At 69.7% G+C, this 22,434-nt stretch carries 20 protein-coding genes; 11 read left to right on the top strand and 9 right to left on the bottom strand.

Annotated elements, in window-relative coordinates; translation table 11 throughout:
• Positions 1–7: 7 nt before the first annotated feature.
• Positions 8–1,048 carry a substrate-binding domain-containing protein gene (locus BIU94_RS17480; protein WP_071261980.1) on the bottom strand — a complete coding sequence of 347 codons (1,041 nt, stop codon included), beginning with the start codon at positions 1,046–1,048 and terminating at the stop codon, positions 8–10.
• 181 nt (positions 1,049–1,229) lie between these two features.
• On the opposite strand from BIU94_RS17480, the gene chvE reads away from it, so the two are divergent.
• From chvE to mmsB, 3 genes are all read left to right on the top strand, one after another.
• Positions 1,230–2,360 (top strand): multiple monosaccharide ABC transporter substrate-binding protein, encoded by a 1,131-nt coding sequence (chvE, locus tag BIU94_RS12590; protein ID WP_071260759.1) that lies wholly within the window; start codon positions 1,230–1,232, stop codon positions 2,358–2,360.
• Positions 2,361–2,462: 102 nt separating this feature from the next.
• Complete coding sequence (gene mmsA, locus BIU94_RS12585; RefSeq protein ID WP_071260757.1) at positions 2,463–4,013, top strand: multiple monosaccharide ABC transporter ATP-binding protein; 1,551 nt, start codon at positions 2,463–2,465, stop codon at positions 4,011–4,013.
• Positions 4,000–5,181: a multiple monosaccharide ABC transporter permease gene (gene mmsB / locus BIU94_RS12580; RefSeq protein ID WP_071260755.1), complete on the top strand. Its 1,182-nt coding sequence runs from the start codon at positions 4,000–4,002 to the stop codon at positions 5,179–5,181. Before mmsA ends, mmsB begins: the two co-directional genes overlap by 14 nt.
• A gap of 77 nt (positions 5,182–5,258) precedes the next feature.
• On the opposite strand, the gene BIU94_RS12575 is transcribed toward mmsB, so the two are convergent.
• Positions 5,259–6,596: an alpha-amylase family glycosyl hydrolase gene (locus BIU94_RS12575; RefSeq protein ID WP_254784815.1), complete on the bottom strand. Its 1,338-nt coding sequence runs from the start codon at positions 6,594–6,596 to the stop codon at positions 5,259–5,261.
• Between the two features lie 228 nt (positions 6,597–6,824).
• Between BIU94_RS12575 and BIU94_RS18125 the strand changes: the two genes are divergently transcribed.
• From BIU94_RS18125 to BIU94_RS17475, 3 genes are all read left to right on the top strand, one after another.
• Positions 6,825–7,076 (top strand): DUF3253 domain-containing protein, encoded by a 252-nt coding sequence (locus tag BIU94_RS18125; protein ID WP_254784814.1) that lies wholly within the window; start codon positions 6,825–6,827, stop codon positions 7,074–7,076.
• Between the two features lie 37 nt (positions 7,077–7,113).
• The gene (locus BIU94_RS12565; protein WP_071260750.1) at positions 7,114–8,214 is read left to right on the top strand and encodes an SDR family oxidoreductase; all 1,101 of its coding nucleotides are present in this window, start codon (positions 7,114–7,116) and stop codon (positions 8,212–8,214) included.
• Positions 8,215–8,367: 153 nt separating this feature from the next.
• A complete protein-coding gene (locus BIU94_RS17475) occupies positions 8,368–8,544 on the top strand; it encodes a CsbD family protein (protein WP_139195963.1) in 177 nt (58 codons plus the stop codon).
• 81 nt (positions 8,545–8,625) lie between these two features.
• On the opposite strand, the gene BIU94_RS12560 is transcribed toward BIU94_RS17475, so the two are convergent.
• Entirely contained in the window at positions 8,626–9,699 is a 1,074-nt protein-coding gene (locus BIU94_RS12560) for a spore photoproduct lyase family protein (protein ID WP_083404869.1), read from the bottom strand.
• Between the two features lie 44 nt (positions 9,700–9,743).
• On the opposite strand from BIU94_RS12560, the gene BIU94_RS12555 reads away from it, so the two are divergent.
• A complete protein-coding gene (locus BIU94_RS12555) occupies positions 9,744–10,091 on the top strand; it encodes a biopolymer transporter Tol (protein ID WP_071260747.1) in 348 nt (115 codons plus the stop codon).
• 79 nt (positions 10,092–10,170) lie between these two features.
• Here BIU94_RS12555 and BIU94_RS12550 read toward each other — a convergent pair whose 3' ends face one another.
• The 4 genes from BIU94_RS12550 to BIU94_RS12535 all read right to left on the bottom strand — a co-directional run bounded on the left by BIU94_RS12550 (position 10,171) and on the right by BIU94_RS12535 (position 15,455).
• Positions 10,171–12,000: a beta-galactosidase family protein gene (locus BIU94_RS12550; RefSeq protein ID WP_071260745.1), complete on the bottom strand. Its 1,830-nt coding sequence runs from the start codon at positions 11,998–12,000 to the stop codon at positions 10,171–10,173.
• 88 nt (positions 12,001–12,088) lie between these two features.
• A complete protein-coding gene (locus tag BIU94_RS12545; RefSeq protein ID WP_071260743.1) occupies positions 12,089–13,423 on the bottom strand; it encodes a sugar ABC transporter substrate-binding protein in 1,335 nt (444 codons plus the stop codon).
• 98 nt (positions 13,424–13,521) lie between these two features.
• The gene (locus BIU94_RS12540) at positions 13,522–14,511 is read right to left on the bottom strand and encodes a carbohydrate ABC transporter permease (RefSeq protein ID WP_217639509.1); all 990 of its coding nucleotides are present in this window, start codon (positions 14,509–14,511) and stop codon (positions 13,522–13,524) included.
• Positions 14,508–15,455 carry a carbohydrate ABC transporter permease gene (locus tag BIU94_RS12535; protein ID WP_071260741.1) on the bottom strand — a complete coding sequence of 316 codons (948 nt, stop codon included), beginning with the start codon at positions 15,453–15,455 and terminating at the stop codon, positions 14,508–14,510. The genes BIU94_RS12540 and BIU94_RS12535 overlap by 4 nt, the downstream gene beginning before the upstream one ends.
• Before the next feature lie 182 nt (positions 15,456–15,637).
• On the opposite strand from BIU94_RS12535, the gene BIU94_RS12530 reads away from it, so the two are divergent.
• A complete protein-coding gene (locus BIU94_RS12530) occupies positions 15,638–16,666 on the top strand; it encodes a LacI family DNA-binding transcriptional regulator (RefSeq protein WP_139196391.1) in 1,029 nt (342 codons plus the stop codon).
• A gap of 104 nt (positions 16,667–16,770) precedes the next feature.
• On the opposite strand, the gene BIU94_RS12525 is transcribed toward BIU94_RS12530, so the two are convergent.
• Entirely contained in the window at positions 16,771–17,001 is a 231-nt protein-coding gene (locus tag BIU94_RS12525; protein WP_071260739.1) for a PLDc N-terminal domain-containing protein, read from the bottom strand.
• Between the two features lie 175 nt (positions 17,002–17,176).
• Positions 17,177–18,679 carry an alpha-N-arabinofuranosidase gene (locus BIU94_RS12520; RefSeq protein ID WP_071260737.1) on the bottom strand — a complete coding sequence of 501 codons (1,503 nt, stop codon included), beginning with the start codon at positions 18,677–18,679 and terminating at the stop codon, positions 17,177–17,179.
• Positions 18,680–18,925: 246 nt separating this feature from the next.
• Between BIU94_RS12520 and BIU94_RS12515 the strand changes: the two genes are divergently transcribed.
• Genes BIU94_RS12515 through BIU94_RS12505 form a run of 3 tightly spaced genes read left to right on the top strand, consistent with a single transcriptional unit; the run spans position 18,926 to position 22,211 of the window.
• Positions 18,926–20,281, top strand: a complete 1,356-nt coding sequence (locus BIU94_RS12515) for an extracellular solute-binding protein (protein WP_071260735.1) — start codon at positions 18,926–18,928, stop codon at positions 20,279–20,281.
• Positions 20,282–20,326: 45 nt separating this feature from the next.
• On the top strand, positions 20,327–21,298 hold the full coding sequence (locus BIU94_RS12510; protein WP_071260733.1) for a carbohydrate ABC transporter permease: 972 nt from the start codon (positions 20,327–20,329) through the stop codon (positions 21,296–21,298).
• Between the two features lies 1 nt (position 21,299).
• A complete protein-coding gene (locus BIU94_RS12505) occupies positions 21,300–22,211 on the top strand; it encodes a carbohydrate ABC transporter permease (protein ID WP_071260731.1) in 912 nt (303 codons plus the stop codon).
• Positions 22,212–22,434: the final 223 nt, after the last annotated feature.

Below are 22,434 nucleotides of genomic sequence, written 5' to 3'. Positions count from 1 at the left end.
GTGCGGTTCAGGCGCTCCGGCGCACCACGAGCTCGGGCGCGAGCAGCGTCTCGTCGCGCGGCTCGCCCTCGATGAGGGACCGGACGCTCTCGAGCACCCGCTCGCCCATCGCCCGGAAGTCCTGCCGCACGGTGGTGAGCGGCGGCGTGAAGTGGGCCGCCTCGGGGATGTCGTCGAACCCGACGACGGCGATGTCGTCGGGCACGCGCAGCCCCTCGTCGGCGAAGGCGTGCAGCACGCCGAGCGCCATCTGGTCGTTGCCGGCGAACACCGCGTCGACGGTGTGGACGTCGATGTGCCGCGCGGCCTCGAAGCCGCTGGCGGGGGTCCAGTCGCCCTCGAGCACGACGGGCTCGAGACCGGCGTCCGCCATGATCCGCAGGTAGGACGCGCGGCGCACCTCGGACTCCTGGGACACGTGCGGTCCGGCGATGTGCACGATCCGCCGGTGTCCGCGGTCGAACAGGTGCTGCATGACGAGCGCGGTGCCCGCCGCCTGGTCGATGGCGACCGCGGCGACGCTCGGTGCCGACGGTGCACGGGCGGCGTCGCGCTGCACGGCGTTCGCGACGACGACGGGCACGGTGACCGGCACGGTGAGCGAGGCGAGTGCGTCGAGCACGCGGTTGTCCGCGGCGACGAGGACGATCGCGGCGACGTCCTGCGCGAGCAGCGTCGTGAGCGCGCCGGACAGGTCGACGGGGCGCGGGTCCTCGGGCAGGGTCGAGAGCAGCACGTGGTACCCGGCGGACCGGGCCGCCCGCTCGAAGCCGATGGCGGTGCTCGACGGCCCGTACAGGGCGTCGCCCGCGGTGATGATGCCGAGCGCGCGGCTGCGGCCCCCGGCGAGCGCCCGGGCCGCGGCGCGGGGACGGTAGCCGAGGGCGGCCACGGCGTCGGTGACCTGCGTCCGGAACTGCTCCCGCACGGTGGGGTCGCCGTTGATCACCCGGGACACCGTCTGGTGCGAGACGCCGGCGCGTTCGGCCACGTCGAAGATCGTCGGCGCCTTGCGGGCCTTGCCCCCACGGGCCGGAGTCGTCGTCACGTGCACACCGTACCGCTCGGTCCGCGCGACGCGGCAAGGTCGCGAAACGGTCACGATGAGTTGACACCCCGTTACGGAACCCACAAGATGTGAGCGCTCACACGAGCGCATCCCCCGGGGCACAGCAGCCCCGGCACCCTGAGCGCGTCGACGACGACGTGAGAGGAACAGAGGTACTTCGATGACGAAGCGCAGGATCATCGCGGGCGTCGCAGCCCTCGGCATCGCGATCGCACTCGCCGGCTGCTCCGCCGGAGGCCGTGCGGCCACCGACGGCGGCGGCAGCGGCACCGACAACAAGGGCGCCCTCGTCGGCGTCGCCATGCCGACCAAGGTCTCGGAACGCTGGATCAAGGACGGCGACGCCGTCAAGAGCGACCTCGAGAAGGCCGGCTACAAGGTCGACCTCGAGTACGGCGACAACAAGGTCCAGCAGCAGGCCCAGCAGGTCAGCAACATGATCACGAAGGGCGCGAAGGTCCTCATCATCGCGTCCATCGACGGCGGGGCCCTCTCCGACCAGCTCGACGCCGCCGCCAAGGCCGGCATCAAGGTGATCTCGTACGACCGCCTGCTGACGGGCAACAAGAACGTCGACTACTACGTGTCGTTCGACAACGAGAAGGTCGGCGTCGACCAGGCGACCAGCCTGCTCACCGGCCTCGGCGTCCTCGACGAGAAGGGCGAGAAGACCGGCGAGAAGGGCCCGTTCAACATCGAGGTCTTCGCCGGCTCGCTCGACGACAACAACGCGAGCTTCTTCTTCAACGGCGCCATGAAGACCCTCAAGCCGTACCTCGACGACGGCACGCTGAAGATCCAGTCGGGTCAGGACCAGCTCTCGCAGGCCGCCACGCAGCAGTGGGACCCGGCGACCGCCAAGGCCCGCATGCAGAACCTCGTCGCGAAGTCGTACTCGGGCGGCACCACGCTGGACGGCGTGCTCTCGCCGTACGACGGCATCTCGATCGGCATCATCTCGGCGCTGCAGGGTGCCGGCTACGGCACCAGCGACCGCCCGCTGCCGACCGTCACGGGCCAGGACGCCGAGGCGGCCTCGGTCAAGTCGATCATCGCCGGTCAGCAGTACTCGACCATCTACAAGGACACCCGCAAGCTCGCCAAGCAGTCGGTGACCATGGCCGAGGACCTGCTCACCGGCAAGGAGCCCGAGGTCAACGACACGAAGAGCTACGACAACAAGGTCAAGGTCGTCCCGACCTTCCTGTTCCAGCCGACGGTCGTCACGAAGGACAACTACAAGGAAGTCCTCGTCGACTCGGGCTACTACACCGAAGCCGACCTGAAGTAGTCGCAACCCACCTGTCGGACAGGAGGCACGGGTCGACCCCGCCCCGTGCCTCCCGTCCGCCCCATCCGCGCGCCACGGCGCGCACCACGGAAGGCGGTCGACGTGACGGACACGATCCTCGAGATGCGTGACATCACCAAGACGTTCCCCGGCGTGAAGGCCCTGCAGGGCGTCTCGATCGAGGTCGAGCGCGGCCAGGTCCACGCCATCTGCGGCGAGAACGGCGCCGGCAAGTCGACCCTCATGAAGGTGCTGTCGGGCGTGTACCCGCACGGCTCCTTCGAGGGGCAGATCCTGCTCGACGGCGCTCCGGTCTCGTTCGCGGACATCAACGACTCCGAGGCCTCGGGCGTCGTCATCATCCACCAGGAGCTCGCGCTGAGCCCGTTCCTGTCGATCGCCGAGAACATCTTCCTCGGCAACGAACGGTCGACGGGCGGGTTCATCGACTGGAACAAGACGAACCTGGCCGCCGCCGAGCTCCTGCAGCGCGTCGGCCTCAAGGACAACCCGGTCACGAAGATCGTGGACATCGGCGTCGGCAAGCAGCAGCTCGTCGAGATCGCCAAGGCGCTCTCGAAGGACGTGAAGCTCCTCATCCTCGACGAGCCGACCGCCGCGCTGAACGACGACGACTCCGCGCACCTGCTCGAGCTCATCCGCTCGCTGCAGGCCGAGGGCATGACGGCGATCATCATCAGCCACAAGCTCAACGAGATCAAGGCGATCGCGGACAAGGTCACGATCATCCGTGACGGCCAGACCATCGAGACGCTCGACATGCACGCCGACGACGTCTCCGAGGACCGGATCATCCGCGGCATGGTCGGCCGCGACCTGTCGAACCGGTACCCCGAGCACGACCCGCAGATCGGCGAGGAGCTCCTGCGGATCGAGGACTGGACGGTCCACCACCCGCTCGACGGGTCGCGCGAGATCATCCACCAGGTCAACCTGAACGTGCGCGCCGGTGAGATCGTCGGCATCGCCGGGCTCATGGGGGCCGGACGGACCGAACTCGCGATGAGCGTGTTCGGCAGGTCCTACGGTTCCGGCATCAGCGGGACGGTCTACAAGCGCGGCACCCCGATCAAGACGCACACGGTGTCGCAGGCGATCGACCACGGCATCGCGTACGTCACCGAGGACCGCAAGCGCTACGGCCTCAACCTGATCGACGACATCAAGCGGAACATCTCCGGGTCGGCGCTCGGCAAGCTCGCGAACTGGGGCTTCGTCAACGCGTCCGAGGAGACCACGGTCGCCGGACGGTTCCTGAAGAACCTCAACATCAAGGCACCGAACGTCGACGTCGTCACCGGGAAGCTCTCCGGCGGCAACCAGCAGAAGGTCGTCCTGTCGAAGTGGATGTACACCGACCCCGACGTGCTCATCCTCGACGAGCCGACCCGCGGCATCGACGTCGGTGCGAAGTACGAGATCTACACGATCATCAACAGCCTCGCGGACCAGGGCAAGGGGGTCATCGTGATCTCCTCGGAGCTCCCGGAGCTCCTCGGCATCTGCGACCGCATCTACACGCTCTCCGAGGGCACGATCACCGCTGACGTGCCCCGCTCCGAGGCCACCCCAGAGGTCCTCATGCAGTACATGACCCAGGAACGGGAGACCCCTGTCAATGAACGCGCTTAAGTCCGCCGCCGGCTACCTCACCGGGCAGCTCCGACAGATCGGCCTGTTCATCGCGCTGATCGTCATCGTCGTCTTCTTCCAGGTGACGACGAGCGGCATCACCCTGGCCCCGATCAACGTCTCGAACCTGATCGTCCAGAACAGCTACATCCTCATCCTCGCCATCGGCATGGTGATGGTGATCATCGCCGGGCACATCGACCTGTCGGTCGGGTCGGTCGTCGCCTTCACCGGTGCGATGGCCGGTGTGATGATCACGCAGTGGCACGTCCCGTGGCCGATCGCCGTCGTGCTCTGCCTGGTCGTCGGCGCGCTCGTCGGCGCCTGGCAGGGGTTCTGGATCGCCTACTTCGGGATCCCGGCGTTCATCGTCACCCTGGCCGGCATGCTCGCCTTCCGCGGTGCGGCGCAGATCGTGCTGCACAACCAGCAGATCTCCCCGTTCCCGGACGGCTTCCGTGCCCTCGGGTCCGGCTTCCTGCCGTCGTTCGGCACCACCGGGTACGAGCCGCTCACGATGATCCTCGGCTTCGCCGCCGCCGCCGTCATGGCGGTCACCGCGTTCCGCGGCCGAGCCACCCGCCGCAAGTACCAGCTCGAGAGCGAACCGTTCGCCTGGTTCATCGTGAAGCTCGCGTTCGGCGTCGCCCTCGTCATCTACGTGGCCCTGCTGCTGGCGAGCTACAACGGCACCCCGATCGTGCTCGTCATCCTCGGCGCACTCGTCGTGGTCTACTCGGTCATCATGCGGAGTGCGGTGTTCGGCCGGCACGTCTACGCCATCGGCGGCAACGCCCTGGCCGCGCAGCTGTCCGGCGTGAAGACCAAGCGCGTCACGTTCATGCTCTTCGTGAACATGGGTGTCATCTCGGCACTGGCCGGCGTGGTCTTCACCGGCCAGCTCAACCTGGCGGCACCCGGTGCGGGCAACGGCTTCGAGCTCGACGCCATCGCCGCGGTGTTCATCGGCGGCGCGGCGGTCACGGGTGGCATCGGCACCGTGCCGGGCGCCATCGTCGGTGGTCTCATCATCGGGCTGCTCAACAACGGCATGTCGATCCTCGGTGTCGGCACCGAGTACCAGTCGCTCATCAAGGGCCTGGTGCTGCTCGCCGCCGTCGCGTTCGACGTGTTCAACAAGCGCCGGGCCGCCGCTGCGCGCAAGTAGGGCGTGCGTCCGGGGTCACCCCCGCGAAAGCGACAGAGTGCTGCGGAACATCCGCGCACTTCTGTCGCTTTCGTGCGTCAGCGGGTGAGGACCGCCCACCCCCTGGCCGGGAGGCGCAGGGTCCCGTCACCGAGATCGGCACCGCCCGCCTCCACCTGCGTCGCGTCGGCCGCGGGAACCTCGACGGGGTCGTCCGACAGGTTCAGGGCGGTCACCACGGCCGCGTCCGCCGTGGCGGTCCGCAGGACCACGGCCGTGTTCGTCAGGTGCACGACGTCGGTGTGGGCCCGGTGCAGCCACGGGTTGCGGCGGCGCAGGGCGACGAGCGCCTCGTACGCGTGCGTCAGGTCGCCCGCTGCGGGTGGCGTGTCCGGGAACTCCGGGCGCACCGCGTCGTCGCCGCCCTCGCGTTCCTCCTTCACCCCGGTCCAGCCGTACTCGTCGCCCGCGTAGACGATCGGCGTGCCGGCGACGGTGAACAGCACCGCCGCCGCGTGGCCGGCGAACGGCTCCCCCACCGCGCTCGCGATGCGGGTGACGTCGTGGTTGCCGACGAAGGTCGTCGGGGCGAACGTCGCGAGCAGGGCGTCGTGCCGCTCGATCGCGTGCGCCAGCTCGTGGCCGTTGCGGTCCGCGATGCCGTGCCAGACGCCCTGCCACAGCTCGTACTGCGTCAGCGAGTCCATCGTCGACTCCCGGGCGATCGCCGCGGCGTCCCCGTGGATCACCTCGCCGCTGAACCACGCGTCCGGGAACCGCTCGCGCACCCGCGGCAGCACCCGTGCCCAGAAGGACGGCGGCACCGCGTAGGCCGCGTCGAGCCGCCAGCCGTCGATCCCCCGCTCGAGCCAGTGCGCCATGATCTGCACCACGAGGTCCTCGGTCGCCCGGCTGTCGTGGTCGAGCGCCACCAGGATGTCGTGTCCCTCGAACAGTCCGACCGGCACCGGCTGCCCCGGCGTCCACCCCGTCCAGTCGATCGCGAACAAGTCGGCCGTCTCGGCGTCGGGGCCGTGCTCCTCGAGCGCCCGGAACGCCGGGTGCTCGCGGCCGACGTGGTTGAAGACGCCGTCGAGCAGGACCCGGATCCCCCGCTCGTGCGCGGCGGCCGCCAGACGGTCGAGGTCGTCGTCGTCACCGAGGCGCGGGTCGATGCGGAAGTGGTCCACGGTGTCGTAGCCGTGCGTCGAACTCGCGAACACCGGTCCGAGCAGCAGGCCGTTCAGGCCGAGGTCCACGACGTGGTCGAGCCACGGCTCGATCCGACCGAGGCGGTGCTCGACCGGGCGGTCCTCGACGGCGGACCCGGGTCGGACGTCGGCGCCGACGAAGCCGAGCGGGTACACGTGCCACCACATGACGTGCTCGACCCAGGCGGGTTCGGGGTGACGGGTGGGTGCGGTGTCGGTGCTCACCGGTCCGATGCTGCCAGCCGGACCTGCGCCGGGTGCGCTCGTGCTGGGAACGGACAGGAGCAGCAGGACGAAGATGCAGGCATGGGACGCGCGATCAGGACGGAAGCGGACGCTGCGGCGAACGAGGCGGAGCACGCCGAGCGCACGTGCGCGTCGTGCGGTCGCACCATGCCCTCGTCGGCGGCGCCGGAAGCGCGGTACTGCTCCGCAGCGTGCCGGAAGCACGGAGTGAACGCCACCGACCGTGCCCTCGAACAGCGCATCGACGAACTGCTCGCCGCGCGCGCACGGACCTCGAGCATCTGCCCGTCCGAGGTCGCCCGGTCGCTCGACCCCGACGACTGGCGTCCGTTGATGGAACCCGCCCGCCGGGCCGCCCGTCGCATGGTGGCACGGGGCGAGGTCGAGATCACGCAGGGCGGTGCCGTGGTCGACCCGTCGACGGCGAAGGGCCCGATCCGCATCCGTCGCCCGCGCTGAGGGAACACGTGTCGTCCATCGTCGGTTGCATGCAGGGATGACTGCAACCGGATCGACCGAACCGACCCCTGTCCAGCCCCGAGCCCTCGTCGTGGGGGCGAGCGGCATCACCGGCTCCGCCCTGGTGAGCCACCTGCTCGACGACGGCTGGGAGGTCACGGCGCTGTCCCGCCGACCGATCGGCCGCGACGGCGTCCGGACCGTCGCCGCGGACCTCCGCGACCCCGAGAGCCTGTCCGCCGCACTGGCGGACGAGCAGCCCACCCACGTGTTCTTCACCGCGTGGCAGCGGCAGGAGACCGAGGCCGAGAACATCCGCGTCAACGGCGGGATGGTCCGCGACCTCCTGGCGGCGTTGACGCACGCACCGTTGGCGCACGTCGCGCTCGTCACCGGGCTGAAGCACTACCTCGGCCCGTTCGAGGCGTACGCAGCGGGCGAGATGCCCGACACGCCCTTCCACGAGGAGGAGCCGCGGCTCGACACCCCGAACTTCTACTACGCGCAGGAGGACGAGCTCTTCGCCGCCGCCGAGCGCCAGGGCTTCACCTGGTCCGTGCACCGCTCGCACACCGTCATCGGCCACGCCGTCGGCAACGCCATGAACATGGGCCTGACGATCGCCGTGCAGGCGACCCTGGCGAAGGAGCTCGGGCTCGACTTCGTGTTCCCGGGCAGCGAGGCGCAGTGGAACGGCCTGACCGACATGACCGACGCGGGCATCCTCGCCGAGCACATGGTGTGGGCGTCGACCTCGCCCGAGGGCGCCGACGAGCCGTTCAACATCGTGAACGGTGACGTCTTCCGCTGGCGCTGGATGTGGCCGCGCCTGGCGGCGCACCTCGGTGTCGACCCGGCGCGCGTCGTCGGGTACCAGGACGCACCCCGCCCGCTCGAGGTGCAGATGGCCCCGTACGAGGCCGAGTGGGCCGGCATCGCCGAGCGGCACGGCCTGGTCGAGTCGGACGTCACCCGGCTCGCGTCGTGGTGGCACACCGATGCCGACCTCGGTCGGGCGATGGAGGTCGTCACGGACATGGGCAAGAGCCGGGCTGCCGGCTTCACGGCGTTCCGTCGGACCGAGCAGGCCTTCGCGGACCTGTTCGCCCGGTACCGCGAGGACCGTCTCATCCCCTGATCAGCGGCGTGTCCTACACGCCGATGTACCCCGTGGTGGCGCCGCGGGGTACACGGACCTCGGGTTCCTCCGTGAGCGGAGGGTGAGCGCGTGGTTCAGTCGGGGACAGACGCGCCGGGGACCCTCGGCGGGACCCGGACGAAAGGAGCGATCATGTCGCTCGGAGACAAGGCCAAGGACCTCACGCAGAAGGTCGCCGGCAAGGCCGAAGAGGCCGTCGGCAAGCACACGGACGACGCGGAGCTCAAGCACCAGGGCCAGAAGGACCAGGTCATGGGCGAGGGGCGCCTCGACAAGGAGAAGGCGAAGGACGCCCTCGACGGCAAGTAGGTCGACCTGCAGGAACGGCCCCGACGCGACACACGCGCCGCGGCCGTTCCGCGTCGCGGGGACGCGCCGGGGTGTGCAGCGTCAGAACGCGTACCGGATGCGGCAGGACGGCAGGTGCTCGGCGACGAGCTCGCGGAAGCGCTCGACGAGCTGCCCCTTCATGCCGGACCGGTAGCGGACGTTCACCGCGCCGTTCTGCGACACCTTCTGCTCCTGCAGGTCTGGGCGCCACAGCAGGTCCTCTGCCTTCGGGTGCCAGCCGAGGTTGACCTCGTGCAGGGGCTGGTTGTGCGTCAGGAAGATCACCTCGGCCGCGAGCTGCGCCTTGGCCGCCGGGGACAGCACGTCGTCCACCTGGCGCAGCAGTTCGGCCCAGTCGGACTCCCACGTCGGCGTGAGGATGACCGGTGAGAAGTTGAGGTGGACCTCGTACCCGGCGTCGACGAAGTCGTTGACGGCGGTGATCCGTTCGGCGATCGGGCTGGTGCGGATGTCGGTGACCTTCGCCGTCTCGTGCGGCATGAGCGAGAACCGGATGCGCGTGCGCCCCATCGGGTCCCAGTCGAGCAGGTCGCGGTTGACGTACTTCGTCGCGAACGACGCCTTCGCCGTCGGGGTCATCCGGAACAGGTCGCAGAGGTCGCGCACGTTGTCGCTGATCATCGCGTCGACCGAGCAGTCGCTGTTCTCCCCGATGTCGTAGACCCAGGCCTCTGGATCGCACTGGTTCGGCTCGGTCTTCGGCCCCTGCTTCGCGACGTTCCGGGCGACGTGCTTCGTGATCTGGTCGATGTTCGCGAAGACGGTGACCGGGTTGCTGTACCCCTTGCGCCGCGGCACGTAGCAGTAGGCGCAGGCCATCGCGCAGCCGTTCGCGGTGGACGGGGCGATGAAGTCGGCTGAGCGCCCGTTCGGCCGGGTGACGAGCGACTTCTTCACCCCGAGCACGAGGGCCTCGGTCTTGATCCGCACCCAGCGCTGCACGTTGCGCTCGTCGCCGTGCACCTCGGGGATGTTCCAGTGCGACTCGACCGGCACCACCTCGGCGTCCGGCCACTGCCCGACGATCTCCTGCCCGCGCTGCAGGTCGAGGGCGGCGGGCTCGGCGTAGATGCGACGGATGTCGAGCATCGGGCGGACGCGTGCGTTGCTCATCGACACCTGTCTACCGGGGACCACCGACGGTGCAGACTCGGGGCATGACCGCCGAACCCGACGACCACTTCTTCGTCGTGGACGGCCGGCGCTGGCGCCGGACCGACCCGGCCCTGCCCGAGGAGCTCGCCGCCGCACTGCGTAGCCACCTCGGCCGCGGGCGGAACGCCGTGAAGACCGCGAAGCGTGCGGGCGACGACGAGGCCCTGGCGGCGGCCCGGCACCGGAACGGGCTCGCGAAGCACGGGCTCGGCGAGCGCGGCCCCGAGTGGTGGACCCGCCCCGAGGCCGACCGGATCGCGGACGCCGAGCGGGCGGTCGCCGAGCTCGACGCCCTCGACGGGATCTCGACGCCAGCGCCGCACCACACCGCGCCGCACCACACCGAGTGAACAGAAGACGTCGGGTGGGTGGGGCGCACTCGACGTCTTCTGCTCACTCGGCGCCCGGCACCGGCGCCACGCGGGGCCGCTACGCCTCGGTGTGGCCGAGGGCGGGCTCGGGCAGCAGGCACGCGGTGCGGGACGCCGCGGCGTGCAGCTCGAGCACGACGAGCTCGTTCCGGCCCTCTCGCAGGACCGGGCCGGGGATCGCCAGGGTCTGCTGCGGCCCGCGCGACCAGTACCGGCCGAGGCAGAACCCATTGACCCAGGCGACTCCCTTGCGGAAGCCGTCCAGCGACAGGTAGCGGTCGTCCACGCCGTCGAGGTCGAACGACCCGGCGGCGAACGTCGGGCCGGCGAGCACGTCGCCACCGGTCGGGGCGGTCTCCGCCAGTGCCGCGAGCGCGGCGGGTGCGATCGGGTCGAGGGCGAGCGGCGCAGCGGTCCAACGGGCGAGCGGGACGCCGTCGACGGCCACTCCCCCGACGAGGCCCTTCGGCTCGCCGATGCGCGGGCCGTAGTCGACGCGGCCCTGGTCCTCGACGAGCAGTTCGAGCGTGCCGGTGACCGCCGGCAGGACGATCGCGCGGTCGTGGTGCTCCCGCTCCAGCACGCCGACGACCGCACCGTCGACGGAGACGACCGCACGGTCGCGCACCTCGGTGCCGACGGTGAGCACGCCGCCGGTGGGCAGGTCCACCTCGGCGCGGTACACGACGAAGCCGCTCGCGGCACCGAGGGCGTCGAAGGTCGGCGGCTCGTCTTGCGCGGACCACGACGCGAGCGCGGGCAGCAGGGATCGCAGCGATGCGACGCGGTCCAGTCGGACGGCGAGGTCGGTAGCGGGGGCGACCCGGGCCTCCACACCGGTGCCGTCAGCCGCGCCGGCCGCGAGCCGGCCCGACCCGCCCGGCTGCATCGACGCCGGCAGCGGCGGCACCGGCGCGTAGCGCTCGATCACCGAGCGGAACGCGTGGAACTTCTCCGTCGGGCGACCGGCCTCGTCGAGCGGCGCGTCGTAGTCGTACGACGTCGCGATCGGACGGTAGACGCCCTTGTCGTTCGCGCCGTTCGTGAAGCCGAAGTTCGTGCCGCCGTGGAACATGTAGATGTTCACCGAGCCCCCGGCGGCGAGCAGGTCGTCGAGGTCCGACGCCGAGGCAGCCGCCGGCGTGGTGTGGTGGTGCTCGCCCCAGCTGTCGAACCAGCCGTCCCAGAACTCCGAGCACATGAGCGGGCCGGTCGGCTGCGCCTGGCGCAGGCGGGCGAGGCGTTCGGTGGAGCGCGACCCGAACGAGCCGGTCTTGTGCAGCGAGGGCAGGGAGCCGTCCTCGAGCATCGTGCCCATCGGCTGGTCGACGCTCGTGAAGGGGACGGTCAGACCGATGTCGCGGTGCATCTGCTCGAGTGCGCGCAGGTACGCGGGGTCGGACCCGTAGGCGCCGTACTCGTTCTCGACCTGCACGAGCACGATCGGCCCGCCGTGGTCGATCTGCCGCGGGACCAGCACGGGGGCCAGGTGCTGCAGGTACGTCTCGACCGCTGCGAGGAACCCGGGCTCGTTGCACCGGACGCCCACGGAGCCGTCCGCGAACAACCAGTACGGCAGGCCGCCGTTCGACCACTCGGCGCAGATGTAGGGCCCGGGGCGCACGATGGCGTGCATGCCCTCGGCGGCGACGAGGTCGAGGAAGCGGCCGAGGTCCAGCCCGCCGCTCAGGTCGAAGACGTCCGGCGACGGTGCGTGCGCGTTCCAGGCGACGTACGTCTCGATGGTGTTGAGGCCCATCAGCTTCGCCTTGCGGATGCGGTCGGCCCACAGGTCGGGGTGCACGCGGAAGTAGTGGATCGCGCCGGACAGGATCCGGTGCGGCTCGCCGTCGAGCAGGAAGTCGGTGTCGCCGATGGCGAAGCGCATGGTGTGACCTTCTCGTTGCCGGCCGGGGGCCGGGCGTGGAGCGGGGCCGTGCGGAGGTATCCGCACGGCCCCGCGGGGGTACCGGGGACTACTTGGTCGAGACCGTGAAGCCCTGGTCCTCGCCGTACTTCGCGAGGGCCTTCTGCCAGGCCTCGAGGCCGGCGTCGAGCGAGGTGCCGTTCTGGTACGCCTGGCCGACGGTGTCGGCGTAGACGCTGTTCGCGTACACCTGGTACGGCAGGTACGTGAAGTCGTTGTCCGAGGACTTCGACGCGTCGACGAGCACCTTGTTGATCTGCTGGCCGCCGAAGTACTCCGGCTTCTCGTCCAGGAACGCGGTCGAGTCGAGGTCGGCGGTGGTCGACGGGAAGCCGCCGGACTCCATGAAGACCTTCGTCGATTCCTTCGACGAGTTGAGCCACTTGAGGAAGCCCGCGGCGAGGGCCGGGTTCTTCGACTGCTTCATGACGACCTCGGCGCTGCCGCCGTTGTTCGCGGTCTGGGCGGTGCCGCCGTCGTAGGTCGGCATCGGGGCGACGCGCCAGTCGCCCGAGGCCTGGGCGACGCCGGACTCCAGGTTGCCGGGCATCCACGCGCCGGTGATCATCGTGGCGATCTCACCGTTGCCGAGCTGCTTGTACCAGTCGTCGGTCCAGCCGACCGTCTGCGAGAGCAGGCCCTGCTCGACGAGCTCGTTCCAGGTGCTCGTCCACTTCTTCGAGCCCTCGTCCTGCAGGTTGATCGTGACCTTGTCGCCGTCGGTGGTGAACGGGGTGCCGCCGGCCTGGGCGATCATGCTCGTGGTGAAGCCGGCGTCGCCGGAGTCCGCCGCGATGTAGGCGTTCGGGTCGGCCTCGTGGAGCTTCTTCGCCGCGGTGACGTACTCGTCCCACGTCTTCGGCACGGCGAGGTCGTACTCGTCGAAGACCTTCTTGTTGTAGAACAGCGCCATGGGGCCGGAGTCCTGCGGCAAGCCGTAGACCTTGTCGTCGACCGTGACCGAGCTCCAGGTGCTCTTGGCGAAGTCCTTCTCCAGCGAGTCGAACCCATAGGGCTCGAGGTCGAGCAGCGACTCGGACAGGGCGAACTGCGGCAGGGCGTAGTACTCGACCTGGGCGACGTCGGGGGCACCCGAGCCGGCCTTGATCGTGTTCTGCAGCTTCGTGTACTGGTCGGCGCCGGTGCCGGCGTTGACGAGCTTGACCTTCACCTTGGGGTACTGGTCCTCGAAGGCCGCGACCTGGGCCTTGGCGGACGGGGTCCACGACCAGTAGGTCAGGGTGCCACCGTCCTGCAGGGCCTTGTCGATGTCGTCGGCCGAGCCGCCGGAGCCGGAGCCGCCCGACGCGCACGCGGACAGGGCGATGGCGGCGGTGACGCCGATGGCGAGGGCGCTGAGCCCGCGCCGGAGACGCTTGTTCATGGGGTGCCTTTCACTTCTTCGTGGAGAGGGGGTGGAGCTGCTGTGTGCCGGGTCGGGAGGCGCGTGGCGGGGTCGCCCCGGGCCTCCCGTCCGACGGATCAGGCCTTGACGGAGCCGGCCGCGAGGCCGGACTGCCAGAAGCGCTGGAGGAAGAGGAACGCGACCACGATCGGGATGATCGTGAGGAGCGATCCCGTGACGACGAGGTTGTAGATCGGCTGCGCACCGGAGCCGGTGGCCTGCGCGTTCCACTGGTTCAGACCGACCGTCAGCGGGTACCACTTCGGGTCGCTCAGCATGATGAGCGGCAGGAAGTAGTTGTTCCAGGTGGCGACGACCGCGAACAGCAGGACGGTGACGACACCGGGCGCGAGAAGCCGGAGCGCGATGGTGAAGAAGATCCGGAACTCGCCGGCGCCGTCCATGCGGGCGGCCTCGAGCAGTTCGGCGGGGATCGCGTCGACCGCGTACGTCCAGATCAGGTACATGCCGAACGGGCTGATGAGCGAGGGCAGGATGATCGCCCACGGGGTGTTGGTCAGGCCGACCTGCGAGAACAGCAGGAACGTCGGGACCGCCAGGGCCGTGCCGGGGACCGCGATGGCACCGAGGACGACGGCGAAGACCGCGCGGCGACCGGGGAACTGGAACTTCGCCATGCCGTAGCCGGCGACGGTGGCGAGCAGGGTGGCCCCGCCGGCGCCGACCACGACGTACAGCAGCGTGTTGCCGAACCACTGCAGGAAGATGCCGTCGTTGTACGTCAGCGTGTCGACGATGTTCTGCCAGAGGTTGAAGTCCCCGCCGAACCAGAGGCCGAACGTCGAGAGCAGCGACGCCTGCGTCTTCGTGCTGTTGACGAGCAGGTAGAACAGCGGCGCGAACGAGTACACGACGAAGACGACCATGACCGCGGTCAGCAGGCCGGAACGCTTCGGCTTGCGTCCGTCGACGTGCAGCTCGGCCTTCCGCTCGGCCTTCCGGGAGGCGCGGGTCGAGCGGGTGCGCGGGTCGCGCTGCGTCGTGGTCGCCTCGGTGACCGTGGCCGGTCCGGCGGCGCCGGTCGCGGGGTGCTGGATGGTGCTCATCGGTTCTCCTGGCGGGTTCCGCGGACCTGGACGACGTAGGCGATCACGGCGGTGATCACGCCCATCACGATCGCGACCGTGGCGGAGTAGTTGAACTGCTGGCCGCTGAAGGACAGCGAGTAGGCGTACATGTTCGGGGTGAAGGCGCTGCCGATGACGTTCGGGGCGAGCGTCTTGAGCAGGTTCGGCTCGTTGAAGAGCTGGAAGCTGCCGATGATCGAGAAGATCGTGGCGATGACCATCGGGCCGCGGAGCGCGGGGAGCTTGATCGAGAACACCGTGCGCAGGGGGCCGGCGCCGTCGAGCTCGGCCGCTTCGTACAGCTCGCCGGGGACCGTGCGGAGGGCCGCGTAGAAGATCAGCATGTTGTAGCCGAGGAACTCCCACGTGACGACGTTGCCGATCGACGTCAGGACCCAGCTCGGGCTGAACGGCTGCAGCAGGTCGATGCCGAGCGCGTCGTTCGCGGCGCCGGTCAGACCGAACTGGTTGCCGTAGATGAAGCCCCAGATGAGGGCCGCGACGACACCGGGGACGGCGTAGGGCAGGAAGACCGCGATGCGGAAGAACGACGTGCCCCAGAGCCGTGCGCTGTCGAGCGCGAGGGCGGCGACGAGCGCGAGGCCGAGCATGATCGGCACCTGGACGACCAGGAAGATCGCGACCCGACCGAAGCCGGACCAGAACTTGGCGTCCTGGAAGAGCTGCACGTAGTTGGCGAACCAGACGAACTGGTTGCCGCCGATGAGCTGGTCGCGGAACAGGCTGAGCCAGAGCGCGTACCCGATCGGGACGATGAGCATGAGGACGAGGACGACGACGAAGGGGCCGACGAACAGCCAACCGGTGAACCGTCCCCGCGGCCTGGGGCGCCGGCGGGTGGGCCGGGGCGCTGCCGGCTGCGCTGCGGCTGCTCCGCCGGGGCGCGCTGCGAGCGTGCTCATGTGACTCCTTCGTCTGCTGCGTGCTGGTGGTCGACGTCACGTCGGGGTCGCGCGGACCGCGCGGGCACCCTCCGGATGTTGACGTCAACATCGACCGTCGCGACGATAGCATGGCAACGTCAACATGCGCTAGCGTCCGGGGAGACCACGCACCACCGCCCCGCTCCCGAAGGACTGCGACCGTGACCACCGAGACCCCTGCCGGCACCCGGCGCGCCCCCTCGATGGCCGCCGTCGCCGACGCCGCCGGGGTCTCCATGCAGACCGTGTCCCGCGTCGCCCGCGGCTTCGACAACGTCAGCCCGGACACCCGTGACCGCGTGCAGCGGGTGATGGACGACCTGGGCTACCGCCCGAACCGCGCTGCCAGGGCCCTGCGCTCCGGCCGGTTCCGCACGATCGGCGTGATCATGTTCACGCTCGCGTCCTTCGGCAACATGCGCACCCTCGAGGCCATCGCCGACGCCGCCGGCGCCGCGGACTTCACCATCACGCTGCTGCCGATGGCATCGCGCACGGAAGAGGGCGTCCGCTCCGCCTTCTCACGCCTGCACGAACAAGCCGTCGACGGCGTCGTGATCATCATCGAGTCGCACATCATCGACACCGCCGAGGTCGTCCTGCCCGACGGCGTGCCCATGGTGGTCGTCGACTCCACGGGCAGCACCGACCGCCCAGCGATCGACACCGACCAGGCCGACGGCGCCCGCCAGGCGACGCAGCACCTGCTCGACCTCGGCCACGAGACCGTCTGGCACGTCGCCGGACCGACCTCGTCCTACTCCGCCGCCCGACGACTCGCCGCGTGGCAGGACACGCTGTCGCGCGCCGGCCGGGTCGTCCCGCCGGTCTTCCACGGCGACTGGACGGCCGACCACGGGTACGTGGCCGGCCGCGAGATCGCCGCACGTCCGGAGATCACCGCCGTGTTCGCCGCGAACGACCAGACGGCGCTCGGCGTGCTCCGCGCCGCGCACGAGGTCGGTCGCCCCGTCCCCTCGTCGCTCAGCGTGGTGGGGTTCGACGACTCCCCCGAGTCCGACTCGTTCTGGCCGCCGCTCACCACGGTGCACCAGTCCTTCGACGAGGTCGGCCGCCGGGCCGTCGCCAACCTGCTCGGCCAGATCGACGGTGCGTCCGGGTCCGCCGCCCCCGACCTGGTGCCGGTGCGGTTGGTCGAGCGGTCGAGCACGGCGCCACCGCCGGCCTAGCCACGTCGGACGGGGCTGCCCGATGAGCGGCGCCGGTCGGGCGGCCCGTGCTGGTCCCTCGTGACGGCACAGCCGACGACGAGGGCCCCGGGTCCGCCGGCAGGTCAGGCGGCGTCGCCGGACCGGTCGAGGCGGGCGACGAGACGGCCCAGCGCCCAGTTGACCAGGAAGCCCAGCATCCCGATGCCGGGGATCGCGAGCACCACGACGGTCCACACCGTCTTCGCGAGCCGTGACCGGGTGCGGTCGCGCCAGAGCAGCACGAGCGTCGCCGCCTCGAGCAGCAGGAACACGAGGGACACGACGACGTGCCCTCCACTCAGCTGTGCGAACACGCTTCCCCCTTCGTCCTGCGCTCATCGTAGGGGGCGAGGACCCACGAGGTCGGCGGCCCCACGGCCGCGGTCCCCGTCGACGCACCGCACCCGCACGAGCAAGGGACGCCGAGCGCAGCGCGCCCGACGTCCCCTGTGCTCACTCGACGCCCGCCGCAGCGTGCGCCGAGGCGTCTCAGCCGATCGACACGGCGGTCCAGGAGACCGGCGGCAGCTCGATCGTCACGGTGTCGCCCTCGCGGCGGACGGTCTCGTTCGTGCGGAGACCGACGCGCGAGGTGTCCTGCAGGTCGTTCACGGCGTGGATGTCGTCGTCCCAGACGCCCTCCGCCCGCACGTCGCCCTGGACGCCGAGCCCGGCGAGGTCGATCGTGACGGTGGTCGACTCGGACGGGTGGCGGTTCACCAGGAACACCGCGGCGCCGTCCTCGGACAGGGTGGCGGCCGAGTCCACGACCGGGACCTCGCCGTACTTGCCGCCGTCGACGGTGTCACCGGAGGTCTTCACCTGCAGCGACGTGCCGTGGGCGAGCCGCGAGGTCAGCGAGAACGGGAAGAACGTCGTCTGGCGCCACGCCGGTCCGCCGGGCTCGGTCATGATCGGCCCGATGACGTTGACGAGCTGCGCGAGCGAGGCCGAGGCCACCCGGTCCGCGTGCCGGAGCAGCGAGATGAGCAGCCCGCCGACCACGACGGCGTCGGCGACGGTGTAGACGTCCTCGAGCAGGCGGGGGGCGACCGGCCACTCGTCGAGCGTGAAGGTCTTGGCCTTGGCCTCCCACTTCGTGATCGACCAGACGTTCCACTCGTCGAACGAGATGTCGATGCGCTTGTCGGACTTCTTCTGCGCCTGCACGTGGTCGGCCGCGGTGGTGACCGTCTTGATGAAGTGGTCCATGTTGACGCCGGAGGCCAGGAACGAGGGCACGTCGTCGCCCTCCTCGTAGTAGGCGTGCGCCGAGATGTAGTCCACGTCGTCGTAGGTGTGCTCGAGGACGGTGCGCTCCCACTCGCCGAACGTCGGCATCGACGCTCCGGAGGAACCGCAGGCGACGAGCTCGAGGTCGGGCTGGATCTGCCGCATGGCCTTGGCGGTCATGGCGGCGAGCTTGCCGTAGTCCTCGGCGTTCTTGTGGCCGAGCTGCCACGGGCCGTCCATCTCGTTGCCGAGGCACCACATCGAGATGCCGAAGGGCTCGGTCCGGCCGTTCGACCGGCGGTACTCGGACAGTGCCGTGCCGGCGTCGATGTTCGCGTACTCGAGGAGCTCGATCGCCTCCTGCGTGCCGCGGGTACCGAGGTTGACCGCGAGCATGAGCTCCGAGCCGACCAGGTCGAGCCAGTGCTGGAACTCGTGGAGACCGACCTCGTTCGTCTCGGTCGAGTGCCACGCGAGGTCGAGGCGCTTCGGCCGCTGCTCGACCGGGCCGACGCCGTCCTCCCACTTGTAGCCGGAGACGAAGTTGCCGCCGGGGTAGCGGATGGTCGAGACGCCGAGCTCCTTGACGAGCTCGACGACGTCCTTGCGGAAGCCCTGGTCGTCGGCGGTCTCGTGCGCGGGCTCGTGGATGCCGTCGTAGACGTGCCGGCCGAGGTGCTCGACGAAGCCGCCGAAGAGGCGACGTCGCACCGGCCCCACGGTGAACGCTGCGTCCAGGACGAGGTGTGTGCGGGGCATGGATCTCCTTTGATCGTGTGGCGGGTCGTGCCGGTGGTGCGTGGTGCGGCGAGCACGGGATTGCGAGACGGTGCGTCACGAAAGTGAGCGCTCACCTGTCGGAAACGCTACCGGGTCCGACGGCCCCGCGGAAGGGGTGGTGGTCATCGCCGCTGATGAGTAATGTGAGCGCTCACGGAGCAGCGTTGCTCCGCCGGGAGCGTCACCCCTCGCCCCCGGATCGGCCCGTCCCGCTGGAGTGATGCCATGCCGAACCCATCCGCAACCCCCGCGTCGCGCCTGTCGCGTCGCGGGTTCCTCGCCGCCGGAGCAGCAGCCGCCACCGTGCTGCCGCTCGCCGCCTGTTCGAGCCCCCTCGCCGCCGGTCTCGCCGGCAGCGCACTGAACCCGGAGACGCTCGTCTTCTGGAACCTGTTCGGCGGCGGCGACGGCGTCCGCATGCAGTCGATGGAGGACGGCTACGCCGAGCAGCACGGCGGGTCGAGCGCCCTGCAGGCCACCACGTTCGCGTGGGGCAACCCGTACTACTCGAAGCTGACACTGGCGACCGTCGGGAACAAGCCGCCGGACGTCGCGGTCGCCCACCTGACCCGGGCGAAGCCGCTCTGGGACGGCGACCTGCTCGACCCGATCACCTCGGACGACCTGGCGAGCGTCGGGCTGAGCGCGGCCGACTTCAACCAGAAGGCCTGGACGGCGCAGAAGACCGACGGCAAGAACATCGCGATCCCGCTCGACACGCACCCGTTCGTGCTCTTCTACAACGTCGACGTCTGCAAGAAGGCGGGCCTCATCGACGGCGACGGGAACCTCGTCGACCTGAACGGCATGGAGAACTTCGAGAAGGCCCTCGCCGCGGTCGCGAAGGTCACCGGCGGGACGGCGCTCAACGTCGCGAACGTCGTGCCCGAGACGGCCACCCCGTGGCGGTTCTTCTGGACGATGTACAACCAGATCGAGGGCGCGACCCCGTTCATCAGCGACGGCGGCGGGAAGCTCACCGTCAACGAGGACGCGTACAACGAGGTCACGAGCCGCACCCAGAAGTGGGTGAAGGAGGGCTGGCTCAACAAGGCCCTCGACTACGCCACCGCGCAGTCGCTCATGTTCGACGGCAAGGCCGGCTTCTTCATGCAGGGCGAGTGGGAGATCAGCACCGCACAGTCGATCAAGGGCCTGCAGTTCGGCATGGTGCCGATCCCCCAGCTCTACGACAAGCCGGCGACCCAGGCCGACTCGCACACCTTCGTGCTGCCGAAGAAGGCGCGCACGCCCGAGCAGCGCAAGCAGCACATGCTCTTCATCAAGCAGATGCTCGAGCAGAGCCTGACGTGGGCGGAGGGCGGGCACGTCCCCGCCTACATCCCGACCTTCGACAGCACCGCCTACAAGGAGCTCAAGCCGCAGTCGAACTACGCGGCGGCCGCCGAGACCGCCGTGTTCGACGACCCCGCCTGGTACGGCGGGTCCGGCTCGACGTTCGAGGGCACCGTCGGCGCACAGCTCGCACTCGTGCAGCAGGGCAGCTCGTCGCCCGCCCAGGCCCTCCGGGCCATCAAGTCGCAGCTCGCGACCTACCTCAACACCCCGAGCCCGCTGTGACCGGGCACGTGAACGCCGTGAACACCGCGCGAAAGGCACGATGACGTGACCACAGCACCTGTCCTCGACCGGCCGACGGACGCGACCACCGCGCCCCGTCCCCGTCGGAACCGCACCTACGGCTCCAGCGTGAACCGCGGCCAGGGCCGCAGCGGCTGGCTGTTCCTCGCCCCGTTCGGCCTGTTCTACGTGGCCTTCCTGCTCGGCCCGACGATCTGGATGATCGTCACGAGCTTCTTCAACACCTCGACCGTCCGCACCGGGCTCGGCAGCTTCGCCGGGCTGGCGAACTACGCCGAGATGCTCGGTCGCAGCGACTTCTGGTCGTCGCTCTGGCACACCCTGCAGTTCACGCTGTACACGACCCCGCCGCTCGTCGTCCTGGCGTTCGTGTTCGCCGTGCTGACGAACCGGATGAACCGCGGCCAGTGGTTCTTCCGCCTGGCGTTCTTCCTGCCGTTCATCCTGCCGTCCGCGACGATCTCGCTCATCTGGGTGTTCATCTTCACGCCGGCGACCGGTCTGTGGGCGAGCCTGCAGTCGGCGATCGGCATGACGCCCGGCTCGGGCATGCTGTCGAGCCCGAACACCGCGATGATCGGCGTCGCGATCGCGACCATCTGGTGGACCCTCGGGTTCAACTTCGTGCTCTACCTGGCCGGCCTGCAGGAGATCCCGCGCGAGCTGTACGAGGCGGCGGCCGTGGACGGTGCGTCGAACTGGCAGCAGATCAAGTCGATCACCCTGCCGCTGCTCGGCCGCACGACGACCCTGGTCATCCTGCTGCAGATCATCGCGAGCCTGAAGATCTTCGACCAGGTCTACCTGATGACGAACGGCGGGCCGGGCATCTCCACCCAGGTCTCGCTGCAGCTCATCACCGGCGTCGGCTTCACCGACAACCGACTCGGTGCCGCGTCGGCCGCGTCGGTCCTCCTGTTCATCGTGATCGTGGCGATCGCGGTCATCCGGCAGCTCGTCGAGCGCGCTGCCGCCAAGCGAGAGATCGGGGCCTGACATGACCGCCACCGAGAGCATCACCACAGGCCGGAAGCTCCGCACCGGCGTCTCCTCCGCCGCGCCGACGAGCGCCGCGAAGATCGGCGTCAGCGGCCGCGGCTTCTCGATCGCCTCGGGCATCGTCCTGACGGTCTTCGCGATCATCTGGCTGATCCCGAGCGTGTTCGCCCTGAAGACGTCGTTGTCCGACAACGGCGTCGCCGCACTCGGCGCGAACGCGATCCTGTCGAACTGGAACCCGACGCTGCACTCGTACGCGTCGCTGTTCCAGGCCGGCGACATCTGGAACTGGTACCTCGCCAGCGCCATCACGAGCATCGTGACCGCGGTGCTCACCGTGCTGTTCGCCTCGATGGCGGCCTTCGCGCTGTCCCGACTGGTGTTCCGCGGGCGGAACGTCGCGTTCCTGCTGATCATCCTCGGCATCATGATCCCGACCCAGGTGCTGATCATCCCGATCTTCCAGGAGCTCAACGCCGTCGGGCTGCTCAACACCTACTGGTCGGTGATCTTCCCGCAGGTGCCCGCCGTGATCGCGGTGTTCATCTTCAAGCAGTTCTTCGACGGCATCCCGAAGGAGCTGGAGGAGGCAGCGCGCATCGACGGCGCGAGCATCTGGAAGGTCTACTGGTCGGTCATCCTGCCGCTGTCCCGTCCGGTCATCGCAGCGGTGACGATCCTGACCTTCGTCGGTGTGTGGAACAACCTGCTGCTGCCGCTGTTCGTGCTGTCGAACCCCGACCTGATGACGATCCCGGTCGGGCTCGCCACGGTCCAGGGCAGCTTCGGCCAGCGCTACGCCGACATCCAGGCGGGTGCCATCCTCGCCGCGCTGCCGCTGATCGTCCTCTACCTGATCTTCCAGCGGCAGATCGTGGAGGGCGTGACCGGCTCCGGCCTCAAGGGCTGACGCGGGCCCGGCGCAGTTCCGCGCGTGGGAGGCGGAACCGCGCGTCGGAAGCAGAATCGCGCGTCGGCAGCCGGAAACAAAGACCTCCCACGCGCGAAAAGGCTTCCCACGCCGGGCGCGATGGGAAGGAACGTGGGACGGGAGGCCCGTGGCGACACCGCCACGGGCCTCCCGCCCGTCCCGGGCACTCGCCGGGTGCCCCCACAGCAGTTCCGCGCGTCGG

This window comes from Curtobacterium sp. MMLR14_006 (assembly GCF_001864985.1).
Lineage (GTDB): Bacteria > Actinomycetota > Actinomycetes > Actinomycetales > Microbacteriaceae > Curtobacterium.
The sequence above is the reverse complement of the archived record's forward strand: the minus strand, read 5'-3'. Positions and strand labels throughout refer to the sequence as shown.